At 48.1% G+C, this 12,750-nt stretch carries 11 protein-coding genes; all 11 read left to right on the forward strand.

What is annotated here, in order from left to right; all coding sequences use genetic code 11:
* Window positions 1-41: 41 nt before the first annotated feature.
* The 11 genes from gmk to L5M29_RS15960 all read left to right on the forward strand — a co-directional run bounded on the left by gmk (window position 42) and on the right by L5M29_RS15960 (window position 12,690).
* Window positions 42-665: a guanylate kinase gene (gmk, locus tag L5M29_RS15910; protein ID WP_105251162.1), complete on the forward strand. Its 624-nt coding sequence runs from the start codon at window positions 42-44 to the stop codon at window positions 663-665.
* Window positions 666-723: 58 nt separating this feature from the next.
* Entirely contained in the window at window positions 724-1,002 is a 279-nt protein-coding gene (gene rpoZ / locus L5M29_RS15915; RefSeq protein ID WP_007651394.1) for a DNA-directed RNA polymerase subunit omega, read from the forward strand.
* 42 nt (window positions 1,003-1,044) lie between these two features.
* Window positions 1,045-3,150, forward strand: coding sequence for a bifunctional GTP diphosphokinase/guanosine-3',5'-bis pyrophosphate 3'-pyrophosphohydrolase (gene spoT, locus L5M29_RS15920; RefSeq protein WP_105251161.1), 2,106 nt, complete (start codon window positions 1,045-1,047; stop codon window positions 3,148-3,150).
* Window positions 3,151-3,175: 25 nt separating this feature from the next.
* Window positions 3,176-3,559 carry a RidA family protein gene (locus L5M29_RS15925; RefSeq protein ID WP_006079838.1) on the forward strand — a complete coding sequence of 128 codons (384 nt, stop codon included), beginning with the start codon at window positions 3,176-3,178 and terminating at the stop codon, window positions 3,557-3,559.
* A gap of 224 nt (window positions 3,560-3,783) precedes the next feature.
* A complete protein-coding gene (locus L5M29_RS15930) occupies window positions 3,784-5,448 on the forward strand; it encodes an AMP-binding protein (protein WP_263168713.1) in 1,665 nt (554 codons plus the stop codon).
* A gap of 181 nt (window positions 5,449-5,629) precedes the next feature.
* Entirely contained in the window at window positions 5,630-6,574 is a 945-nt protein-coding gene (locus L5M29_RS15935; RefSeq protein ID WP_105251158.1) for a calcium/sodium antiporter, read from the forward strand.
* Window positions 6,575-6,824: 250 nt separating this feature from the next.
* Window positions 6,825-7,529 (forward strand): hypothetical protein, encoded by a 705-nt coding sequence (locus tag L5M29_RS15940; protein WP_263168715.1) that lies wholly within the window; start codon window positions 6,825-6,827, stop codon window positions 7,527-7,529.
* Between the two features lie 118 nt (window positions 7,530-7,647).
* Window positions 7,648-8,727: a sensor histidine kinase gene (locus L5M29_RS15945; protein ID WP_263168716.1), complete on the forward strand. Its 1,080-nt coding sequence runs from the start codon at window positions 7,648-7,650 to the stop codon at window positions 8,725-8,727.
* Entirely contained in the window at window positions 8,727-9,323 is a 597-nt protein-coding gene (locus tag L5M29_RS15950; RefSeq protein ID WP_113941110.1) for a DNA-binding response regulator, read from the forward strand. Before L5M29_RS15945 ends, L5M29_RS15950 begins: the two co-directional genes overlap by 1 nt.
* Window positions 9,324-9,514: 191 nt before the next feature.
* Window positions 9,515-11,590, forward strand: a complete 2,076-nt coding sequence (gene recG / locus L5M29_RS15955) for an ATP-dependent DNA helicase RecG (protein WP_263168718.1) — start codon at window positions 9,515-9,517, stop codon at window positions 11,588-11,590.
* A gap of 203 nt (window positions 11,591-11,793) precedes the next feature.
* Window positions 11,794-12,690, forward strand: coding sequence for a DUF3014 domain-containing protein (locus L5M29_RS15960; protein WP_219255063.1), 897 nt, complete (start codon window positions 11,794-11,796; stop codon window positions 12,688-12,690).
* Window positions 12,691-12,750 lie beyond the last annotated feature (60 nt).

Below are 12,750 nucleotides of genomic sequence, written 5' to 3' on the forward strand. Positions count from 1 at the left end.
TTCTGGGCCCTTCTTGCGTTAACCCATTGGATATTTAGCTCATGACCGCACGCGGAAATTTATTTATTGTGTCGGCGCCAAGTGGCGCAGGTAAATCCTCGTTGATTTCAGCCTTGCTTAAAGACAAGCCAGCCGACATGCAGGTTTCGGTATCTCATACCACCCGCGCACCACGCCCAGGTGAAGTTGATGGTCAACACTATCACTTCGTTAATGTTGAGCAATTCAAAGCCTTAATTGCTGAAAATGCCTTTTTTGAATGGGCAGAAGTGTTTGGCAATTATTATGGTACCTCGCGCCATGTGATCGAGCATACGCTCACCCAAGGTATCGATGTTTTCCTCGATATCGACTGGCAAGGTGCCGAACAAGTTAAAGCCGTGATGCCAGAAGCCGTTGGTGTGTTTATTCTACCACCCTCTAAAGCCGAGCTAGAACGCCGCCTCACTGGTCGCGGACAAGACAGTAGCGATGTTATCGCCAGCCGTATGGCACAAGCCGTATCGGAAATGTCCCACTATAAAGAATATGATTTTATTATCGTCAACGACGATTTTGACACTGCCTTAGCCGATTTGCGTGCCATCATTCGCAGTCAGCGCTTAACAGGTGCTAGTCAGATCCACGCGCAAAATGATATGCTTCACGATCTGTTGGCAGGATAGCTGTCATAGTGTACAATTTTGCGTCATTTTTTCCCTAGATAAACTGGAGTTTCAACACATGGCTCGCGTAACTGTAGAAGACGCCGTAGAACAAATCGGCAACCGTTTTGATATGATCTTGGTTGCGGCGCGTCGTGCTCGCCAAATCGCCGTGCAGGGTAAAGACCCTATGGTTGAAGAGATGAACGACAAACCCACGGTTATCGCCCTGCGTGAAATCGAACTAGGTTTAGTTAATGCTCACACCTTAGATGCCGATGAGCGTCAAACGGTACGTGAACGTGAAGCCGCTGAAATTGCAGCGGTTGCAGCCATTGCTGAAGGTCGTTCATTATAGTTTTTGAGTAAAAACCTATTTAGGTAAAGGGAGAGCTGCCACTTGTATCTGTTTGAAGGTCTAAAGGAGTCTGCTTCCGGTTACTTAGAACCTGAACAGGTAGAATTGCTCAAGCAGGCGTACCAGATTGCGCGCGATGCCCACGAAGGGCAAATGCGCACGAGTGGCGAACCTTATATTACTCATCCGGTTGCGGTTGCCCGCATCCTTGCTGACATGCGTCTTGATCATGAGACGCTGATGGCAGCACTGCTCCACGACACTATCGAAGATACCCATGTCACCAAAGACGATTTAGCCGAACTATTCGGTGTCGCGGTGGCCGAACTCGTCGAAGGCGTGTCAAAACTCGATAAGCTTAAATTTCGCGACAAGAAAGAAGCCCAGGCTGAAAACTTCCGTAAAATGATGATGGCGATGACGCAGGATATCCGCGTTATCCTCATCAAGCTTGCCGATAGAACCCACAACATGCGTACCTTAGGCGCACTGCGTCCCGACAAACGTCGCCGTATCGCCCGCGAAACCTTAGAGATCTACGCACCTATCGCTAACCGTCTCGGTATCCATAACATCAAGACAGAGTTAGAAGACTTAGGTTTCCAAGCTTATTATCCCATGCGATATCGGGTGCTTAAAGAAGTCGTTAAAGCCGCCCGTGGCAATCGCAAAGAATTGATCCAAGGCATCGAAGCCGCTGTGTATACGCGCTTAAACGATGCGGGTATTCCGGGAAAAGTCAAAGGTCGCGAGAAAAACCTCTACTCCATCTATAACAAGATGCAGAGTAAAGAGCTGCAATTCCAAGAAGTCATGGATATCTACGCCTTTAGGGTGATAGTCGATTCCATCGACACTTGTTATCGCGTACTCGGTGCCATGCACGGACTGTACAAACCTCGTCCCGGTCGTTTCAAAGATTATATCGCTATCCCCAAAGCCAACGGTTATCAGTCTCTCCATACCTCTTTATTTGGTCCACACGGCGTGCCCGTTGAGATCCAAATTCGTACCGAAGATATGGATCAGATGGCCGACAAAGGGGTCGCCGCACATTGGGCCTACAAAGGCGGAGCACAAACAGGCCAAGGCACGACGACTCAAGTACGTGCCCGTAAGTGGATGCAAAGCTTGTTGGAGCTACAACAAAGCGCTAGCACCTCATTCGAATTCGTTGAAAACGTGAAGACTGAACTCTTCCCTGAAGAGATTTATGTGTTCACCCCTGAAGGTCGCATTCTGGAATTACCCGTCAATGCCACCGCGGTAGACTTTGCCTACGAAGTGCATACGGACGTAGGTAATACTTGCGTCGGCGCCCGTGTTAACCGCCAAGCGTATCCGCTTAGCCAACCGTTAATTTCAGGCCAAACCGTTGAAATCATTACAGCTAAAGGCGCGCGTCCTAATGCCGCTTGGCTGAACTTTGTGGTAACCGGTAAGGCCCGCGCTAAAATCCGGCAAGTGCTGAAAAGCCTTAAGGGTGATGACGCAATTGCGCTCGGTCGCCGCCTGCTCAACCATGCGCTCGGCAAGACTAAGCTCGACAGCATTGCGCCTGAGCAGATTGAAAAAGTGATCCGCGATACTAAACATACGACGCTCGATTCGCTGCTCGCCGATATCGGCCTTGGCAATGCCATGAGTATTGTTATCGCCCAGCGTTTGATTGGCGATAATCTTGAGAATCAAGAGAGCCGCGACGGCCACATGATGCCAATTCGTGGCGCCGAAGGCATGCTCGTTACCTTCGCTAACTGTTGCCGCCCCATCCCAGGTGATGCCGTGATAGCGCACGTGAGCCAAGGTAAGGGCTTAGTGGTACACATGGAAAACTGCGCCAATATTCGTGGTTATCAAGGCGAGCCAGACAAATATATTCCCGTACAATGGGATAATGTTGAAGGCGTTGATTACCAAGCCAATCTGCGGGTCGAAATCGTTAACCACCAAGGTGCACTGGCGAAGATCACCTCGATCATTGCCGCCGAAGGTTCAAACATTCACAACCTCAGTACTGAAGAACGTGATGGCCGCGTGTATTTGATCAACCTGCGGATTTCGGTGAAAGACAGGATCCATTTAGCCAACGTGATGCGCCGAATTAGGGTACTGCCCGAAGTACTGCGCACGTCCCGTAATCGTTAATTAACTCAACACTAAAGAGAGCGTCATGGCAGAAAAAATCATCATAGCGACTGAAAATGCCCCAGCGGCCATAGGCACGTATTCACAAGCGGTTAAAGTCGGCAGCACAGTGTATTTATCTGGCCAAATCCCGCTCGTGCCAAGCACAATGCAAATTGTCAGCGATGATTTTGAAGCGCAAGTCGTGCAAGTATTTGAAAACCTGACGGCGGTTTGTACTGCTGCGGGTGGTTCAATCAACGATATCGTTAAGCTCAACATCTTCCTGATTGATTTAAGCCACTTCGCTAAAGTGAATGAAATCATGAGTCGTTACTTCAGCCAGCCATATCCAGCCCGTGCTGCTATCGGCGTGAAGCAATTGCCGAAGGATTCTCAAGTTGAAATGGACGGCGTGATGGAGCTGTAAGCGCTAGCATTTCACCTTCTATAAACGAAAAGGCGCTACGGCGCCTTTTTGTTGCCAACACAATCCCACCCGCTCGCCACTCTCTTCATCTTACTTTCACACTCAACTTGTAGGCTTTGCGCTCCATTCTCATATTTTACAATCTTGTAAACTATTTGCGCGAGCTCACAAAACTCGCCATACTGGGTACAGCCAAAAGAACAATAAATAACAGGGAATTGCCAATGGATACAGCGATTAAGACGCCAATTGAAATGCTGGCGCACTGGGCTAATACTCAGGGGGACCAAGTCTATTTACGCCAACCGATCAAGGGTCAATTCCTTGATTTTACTTGGGCTGAAGTTCAAGAAAAAGTTCAACAACTTGCCGGAGCCTTACATCACTTAGGCTTAGAGCGTGGTGATAAAATTGCCGTTCTCTCTAAAAACTGTGCCGAATGGTTTATCACCGACCTCGCGTTGATGCACGGCGGTTATGTCAGCGTACCTATTTATCCTACCGCCAACACAGACACGATTCGCTATGTACTGCAACACAGTGGCGCAAAAGCCATTTTTCTCGGCAAGCTTGACCATTGGGCAGACCAAGAAGCCGGTGTCGGCGGCGAGCTACTACGCCTTGCCATGCCCTATGATACGATGCCAGCACAATATCAATGGGAACAATTGCTTAAGCTAGGCTACCCCTTAGTTAACGCCCCGTTGCCTACTCCAGATCAAGTGATGACACTCATCTATACCTCTGGCTCGACTGGCCAACCTAAGGGCGCGATTCAAACCTTCGCCAGCTATGGCTGGACTTGCCAAGCGGTCGTCCGTGACCTGCGCACCGATGGCGACGATAGACTGTTATCCTATTTACCCTTAGCCCACATCACAGAGCGCGTTGCGATTGAAGGCTCATCCTTCTACTCAGGTAGTGTGGTGGCTTTCGTTGAAAGTCTCGACTCCTTCGTTGTCGATGTTCAACGGGCAAAACCAACGGTATTCTTCTCGGTACCACGGTTATGGAGCCTGTTTCAGAAAAACATTATCGACAAAATTGGGGTCAGTAAACTTAATCTATTGCTGAAAATCCCACTGCTTAGCAGCTTTGTGAAATACAAAATCCATAAGGGTTTAGGTTTAAACTATTGTCGTCTACTCGGCTCTGGCTCGGCGCCAATTCCACCATCACTGATCCACTGGTATCACAGTATTGGTCTTAATATCTGCGAAGCTTGGGGTATGACAGAAAACTGTGCCTATTCGATCATCAACTATCCTTTTGATGCGCGTAAAATTGGTACTGTTGGCCGCCCAGTTGAGGATTGCCAGATCCGCCAAGGCGAGGATGGTGAGCTACTGCTCAAGAGTCCGGGATTAATGACTGCTTATTATCTACAGCCTGAAGCTACTGCAGCGGCATTCGATGCTGATGGTTTCTTCCACACAGGCGATTTGTGCTCAATTGATGCCGATGGTTGTGTCACTATTACTGGCCGAGTGAAAGACAACTTTAAAACCGCCAAGGGCAAATATGTAGCGCCCGTGCCTATCGAACGTAAACTGGCACAGGATCCCCATGTTGAACTGATCTGCGTGATTGGCTCTGGTCTGCCACATCCCGTCGCACTAGTGCAGTTATCCGAAGGGGCCAATCTACAAGCCCGCGAAGAAGTCCGCACCTCACTCAAAGCGACACTCGATAGCGTTAATCCGCACTTAGAGTCACACGAACATGTCGATGCGATTGTCGTGGTCAGTGATCCTTGGACGATTGAGAATGATGCGCTCACGCCTACCCTCAAAATCAAACGCCATGTGCTTGAACAAGCCTTTAGCGAACGAGTTGACGGCATTCGTGGCGCCCAAGTCCGCTGGGAAGATGAATTAACTCAAAAATAACTAGGCCAAACAATCAGTTGGCGAGCATGGTCATCAGCTAAAACTAAGCACGCCTAGGGTGTGCTTTTTTATGACATATTCTGTCAAAATCCGATAAAACCACGTATCATGTGCGCCAGTCGGCCAAGGGGCAATTCCCTTGTACTTTTCCATTCAATATTAGGTTTAACAGAGTCTAACGATGCTAATTACACTATCGATTATTGGCGGTTTTATTATTTTAACCTTAGGCGCAGAAGCCCTAGTGCGTGGCGCGAGTTCTATCGCTCTACGTTTAGGTATTACGCCACTTATCATAGGCTTAACTATTGTAGCCTTTGGTACTAGCGCACCAGAACTGGCTGTGAGTGTAAAATCTGCTCTAGCAGGAAACAGCGGTATCGCCTTAGGTAACGTTATTGGCTCTAACATTGCTAACATAGGTTTGATTTTAGCCATCACGGCACTTATCCGCCCTATTCAAGTGCAATCTCAAGTCGTAAAGCGTGATATCCCTTTGATGATATTGGCTTCCATGTTGTTCTGGGCACTCTTGTTAGATGGCGAGCTCAGCCTAATTGACGGTGTGATATTACTGTCACTACTGTTCGGTTATTTAGCCTTTAGTTACATCAGCTCGAAAAATGGTAATGAAGAGGAAGAGATTGAAGCAGGTCCAAATAATCCGCTACTTTCAGCCCTATTTATCTTAGTCGGTATTGGTATGTTAGTCGGTGGCGGTATTTTGTTTGTCAACGGCGCGGTAGATTTAGCCAAGACCTTCGGTATCAGTGAAGTCATTATCGGCTTAACGATCGTGGCGATTGGTACCAGTATGCCAGAGTTAGTAACTTCTGTTCTAGCGGCACTGAAAGGTCAGAGTGACATAGCCATAGGTAACGTTGTCGGTTCTAACATATTCAATATTTTGGGTATTTTAGGTATTACTGCAATAGTACAGCCAGTATCATCACTTGGCTTCCAACCCTTTGATTTCATAGTGATGTTGGCATTTGCCATCATGATTTTACCTTTCGCTTGGACAGGATTTCGTATTGGCCGCCGCGAAGGTTCAGTATTACTACTGTGCTACTTAGGTTACTTGGGCTACCTAATAAACCAAGCGAGCACTCAAGCTGTGGTATAACACTTAGCTGATCATTTGCGATAAAAAAAACACCGGAGCCTCTCCGGTGTTTTGCTCTCTAGGTATTGCTGTCCTTTATTCATCACGCACCTTCTTTAAAGCACACCTCATAAAGAATATAAGCACACAACTCAACTGATGACATTTGTCATGCCAAAGCCATGACCTTTGTGTCTGCAGTTCTTCTATCGAATTTCTGATAATGAGCCCGTACCCAAACATTGGGAAACTCACTCAATAAGGAAATACCATGAAAACATTACTCCTCGCCTCCAGCTTTTTGCTTATCAGTACTCACTCGTTTGCAGCAACGTCATCAAACACTAACATCACCAATGTAGACGCGGCCTCGAATGCGATGAATCTAACGCAATTACAACAACTGAGCGGTAGCACTCAAGATTATGATAAAGCCTATGCGAACTATCGCTTAGCCATCAGTGCCAATGTAATGGGGCAGAAAACACTCGCTAGCAGCGCACTGACTACAGCGCAAACCACATTAGAAGCACTCGAAACCAGCCAAGCGAATGCAGAATCCCTTGCCCTGTTATCGTCGGTTTATGGCATGCAAATCGCCTTAGATAATAGTAAAGGTGCAACGCTCGGCATGAAATCCGCCAAGGCGATTGCCAGTGCCGAACAATTAGAACCACAAAATCCACGGGTAGCGCTTCTTAAAGCCATCGCCGCCTATAACACGCCAGCCATATTTGGCGGCAGCATGCAAAATGCTAAGACCTTAGCCACTACAGCCATAGAAAGATTCGCCCAGCCTTGCGACAACATTTGCTGGGGTGAAGCCGAAGCTTACACGTGGCGCGGGCTCGCTAAACAGGAATTAGGCGATAGCCAAGGCGCGATTGAAGATTGGCAACAAGCGATCAAAGTACAAGCAGATTATGGTTGGGCAAAATTTTTGCTTCAACAAAATCAGCAATTAAGTGCAAAATAGACAAAGTTGTTAACGGGGATCTATGGCGCTGACGATAGCGCCAATCCCTAAAAAGAATAAATTAAAACAGATGCCATCGGTGGGCATTCAACAACCAACTCAGTGACACAGAGGCATCATGATAAGCACTCCCCTTCAGCTCGAACGAAAACTTGCTTGGGTGTATTTGATAAACTTAGTGTTTTATCTGATCCCACTTGCCATTAATCCCTATCCAAGCTGGAAAATCGCCCTCAGTTTTGCCGTGTTAATCCCTTTTATTGCCAGTTATTTTTGGACCTATAAGTGCAATAGCCGTAGCGCCTATCTGCCCATTCTCATTATGGTGGCCATAGCAATAGCGATCACACCAATCAACCCAGGCTCTATCTCGCTATTTACCTTTGCCGCTTTCTTCATTGGCTTTTTTTATCCTCTCCGGACCTGTCTGTTGGCTATTGCAGCCCTCATCGGCCTGCTGTTTGCCCTCAATGAGATTTACCACTTTAACAGTTACTACTTTCCGCTTTACGGCTCGGGATTAGTGCTCGGCGTGGGCATGTTTGGTGTCGCCGAACGCAGACGTTATCGGCATAAATTGAAAGAACAGCAAAGTGCCCAAGAAATTACCACCTTGGCCACTATGCTTGAGCGTGAACGTATCGCGCGGGATCTACACGACATTATGGGGCATAGCCTTTCTTCCATCGCCCTTAAGGCCGAGCTAGCCGAAAAGCTTATCGCAAAACAAGAATATGAACTCGCATCAACCCAATTGATTGAGCTAGGACAAATTGCGAGGGAAAGTTTAAGCCAGATCCGCCACACAGTGTCAGACTACAAACACAAAGGTCTAGAGAGTTGCGTGACGCAGCTTTGTAAATCCTTAAGGGATAAAGGCTTAAGTGTCGAGCTCAGTGGTGAGCTACCCAAGCTAGGTGCAACCACAGAAAGCCAACTGAGTTTGATCCTCACCGAACTCATTAATAATATTCTTCGCCATAGCGGTGCAAGTGAATGCTCTATCCACTTTTCTAAGCAATCAGACCGCCTGCTGCTCGAAGTCAAAGACAATGCCGCGGCCAAACCTTTTATAGAGGGTAATGGCCTCACTGGTATACGCGAGCGTCTCGACAGTTTAGGCGGCAGCTTGAGCTATAATCTCGAACAGGGATATAGATTTACCGTCAGTTTACCTTTGCAGGGAGCAACACATTAATGAAGATTTTATTGGCGGAAGATCAAGCCATGGTGCGAGGAGCACTCGCCGCACTCCTTACGCTTGCAGGGGGTTTTAGTATCACCCAAGCGAGTGACGGCGACGAAGCTCTAAGCTTACTCAAACAGCAAAGTTTTGATCTCTTACTAACAGATATCGAGATGCCCGGCCGCACAGGTTTAGAGCTGGCCACATGGTTAAAGGAGCAACATAGCCAAACCAAGATAGTGGTCATTACCACCTTCGGCCGTGCAGGCTATATAAAACGTGCCATCGAAGCGGGTGTGGGCGGCTTTTTGCTTAAAGATGCGCCCTCGGAAACCTTAGTCAACGCGATTCAACAAGTAATGGCGGGAAAACGAGTGATCGATCCTGAACTTGCGATGATGGCGATTGGCGATGTCGACCCACTCAACGACAAAGAACGCCGCGCTCTTCGCCTCGCTAGCGAAGGCAAATCCACCTCCGACATCGCCGAAACTCTTTTTATCGCCGAAGGGACTGTTCGCAACTACCTCTCTGAAGCCATAGCCAAACTCAATGCCAGTAATCGAATCGATGCAGCCCGCATTGCCAAGCAAAAAGGCTGGTTGTAATAACACTCACAGTTAACCACGCTTTCAGCCTAACGATATCTTATCAACAATTTTGTGGTCTTAAGGCCACAGAAGGATATTAGCTATGCTTCCAAACAAAATTTGATAACACCCTAATTCCCCTTGAGATTGCCTTACGCTTATTCTCTGTTAATATATGTATAAATTCACAGTGATTGAGTGCTAACGACTTGCAGCAATTGGATCTTGTTCCGATCACCGACCTCAAAGGCGTCGCCAAAAAGGTCGCGGAGAAACTCGCAAAGCTCGGCATCACAACAGTACAAGATCTGCTGTTTCACTTACCCCTGCGCTACGAAGACAGAACCCAAATCTATCCCATTGCCGCCCTCAGCCTAGGCGGTTATGGCACTATAGAAGCTGAAATCCAATCGACACAAATCATCCAAGGCCGCAAGCGCATGCTGGTCTGCAATGTGCGCGACGATACGGGCAGCTTAAGTCTGCGCTTCTTTAACTTTTCTGTCGCCCAGCGTAATGCCATGCAAAATGGTTTAATGATCCGAGCCTATGGTGAAGTGCGCCGTGGTAGTCATCAAGCTGAGATAGTGCATCCAGAATATAAAGTCGTCTATCCCGGTGAAGATGTTCACCTAAGCGATACCCTAACGCCGATTTATCCCACGACTGAGGGCTTAAAACAGGCGAGTTGGCTAAAGCTGACCGAGCAAGCTTTGGCATTACTGGAAGATGGCGGTTTAACTGAGCTGCTACCACCTCAGTTGCAACCGAATAACATCAGCCTTAAACAAGCGCTGCAGACGCTACATCGACCTCCTGCGGGGAGCTCTCAGTTCGATTTAGAGTTAGGCCAACACCCAGCCCAGCAGCGACTGGTGCAGGAAGAGTTGCTCGCCCATAATCTCAGCATGCTACGCCTAAGGCAGCGCAGTAATTTAGATGCAGCAGTGACCATGCAGGCCACGGGGCAGTTGCTCAATCCCTTCCTTGCCGCTTTGCCCTTTAAGCCCACAGGCGCCCAGCAAAGAGTGGTGGCCGATATAGGCAAAGATTTAGAAAAGCCGCACCCTATGATGCGCTTAGTGCAAGGGGATGTGGGCTCGGGTAAAACCTTAGTCGCGGCGATGGCTGCGCTGCAAGCGATTGAAAACGGTTATCAAGTCGCCATGATGGCGCCGACCGAGCTATTGGCCGAACAGCATGCAACTAACTTTGCCGCTTGGTTTGAACCACTCGGGCTTAAAGTCGGTTGGCTAGCGGGTAAACTTAAAGGCAAGGCAAGAGCGCAATCCCTTGCGGATATTGAATCCGGCGCAGCCCAAATGGTGATTGGCACCCATGCCATCTTCCAGCAGCATGTGGTCTTTAATAAACTCGCGTTAATTATCATAGATGAGCAGCACAGATTCGGCGTACACCAACGCTTAGGTCTGCGGGAAAAGGGCGTGAGCCAAGGTTTCCATCCGCATCAATTGATCATGACGGCAACGCCGATCCCGCGCACGCTAGCGATGACAGCCTATGCGGATCTCGACACGTCCATTATCGATGAATTGCCGCCGGGACGAACTCCAGTAACCACAGTGGCGATTGCCGATTCACGCCGCAACGAAGTGCTTGAACGGGTGCGTAACGCCGTCATCACAGATAAACGTCAGGCCTATTGGGTGTGTACTCTGATTGAAGAATCCGAAGTGCTCGAATGCCAAGCCGCCGAAGACACGGCCGAAGAACTGCGCCTCGCCCTGCCCGAGCTCAATATTGGCCTAGTGCATGGCAGATTAAAGAGCGCCGAGAAACAGCAAATCATGGCCGACTTTAAGGCAGGCATTATTCATCTACTGGTAGCGACAACCGTGATTGAAGTGGGCGTCGACGTGCCTAATGCCAGCCTGATGATCATTGAAAACCCTGAACGTTTAGGTCTAGCACAACTACATCAACTGCGCGGACGAGTCGGTCGAGGCGCCATCGCAAGCCATTGTGTGTTACTCTACAAGGCGCCGTTGAGCCATACCGCCACCCAAAGACTGAGCGTACTCAGACAAAGCAATGATGGTTTCATCATAGCGCAGAAAGATTTAGAAATTCGTGGCCCGGGTGAAGTGCTTGGCACTAAGCAAACAGGACTGGCTGAGCTCAAAATTGCCGATCTGGTGCGCGATCAAGCTTTGATCCCACACATTCAGAAATTAGCGAGCCATGTAATGGCGCAAGCTCCCGAAAAAGTCGATGCAATTATTTTACGTTGGCTCGGGCACAGACAGCACTATGTGCAGGCTTAGGCCGCAAATATTAAAGGGTAAAGAACGAGGCGTAACATCAGCCTTTACTCGAAATAAATTGTTTATGTTCAGCTAAGCGCTATAGACAAGCGCATGGAAACTTGCAAAATGAACCTGCGGCCTTCAAATAGCCCGCTCTTGCACTTTAATGTTAGCTGCATGTATTCACCAAGTTACCTTGACACTCAAGCGAAGGATGTAAAATGCAAGTTAATCAAGATGATAGAATAACACCTCAAGAGACGTCTTCTAGCAGCAATCGCTTTGCGCTTTTTGCGATAGTGCTCGTCGTGCTACTTTCTGCCGGAGGATATTATTACTACAGCGGTGATTCTGACTCACCTAAACTCATTCCTAACGCCCCTATTGTATTGCCTGAAACACCGCCATCTGAACCTATGACGCTCGAAAGTGCGCCAGAGCCTGAAACCACTGAGACGACGCCTGCCGTTACAGAAACGAACACCAATAGCACTGAAACCACTGCAGTGGCAGAGCCTGAAGTTGTCGTAGAACCTGTGCCTGTGCTGGCTGAAAGTGATGCATTTGTGCAACAAAAAGCCCTCGCCATGATCAATAACAATGTGTTGAGTTCTTCGTTAGTGCAGCAAGATCTCGTCCGCCAATTTGTGGTATTCGTGGATAACCTAGCTCAGGGTGAATTAACCCGTAAAGTTAGCCCACTTAAAGGACCAGAGAAGCTGTTCTCAGTCTCAGAAATCACCAACAAAGTGTATTTAAATCCTGAGGGGTTCCACAGATACGACGCCTATGTTGACTCGATTGCCAAAATGGACGAACAGAGCTTAATCACAACTTACAAGCAACTGACGCCGCTCCTAGAGGAAGCCTTTACCGAACTCGGCTACAGCAACGCCAAATTTAACGACAGAATGCTGCAAGCGATTAAAATGTTACTCGCAGCACCTATTATTGAAGATCCGATTGAGCTGAATTCAATTAGCGTTAACTATCAATTCGTTGACCCTAACTTAGAGGCACTACCCAGTGCCCAAAAACTGTTGATCCGTATGGGTCCAGAAAATACTCGCAAGTTGAAAGTAGCGCTGCGTAAAATCGAGAATCAATTGTCGCAATAGGTTATCAAGCTCATGCCAAAAGGCGCTCAGTGCGCCTTTTTTCATTTTAACCTGTAAGTT

This window comes from Shewanella sp. SM95 (genome assembly GCF_025653595.1).
Taxonomy (GTDB): domain Bacteria; phylum Pseudomonadota; class Gammaproteobacteria; order Enterobacterales; family Shewanellaceae; genus Shewanella; species Shewanella oncorhynchi.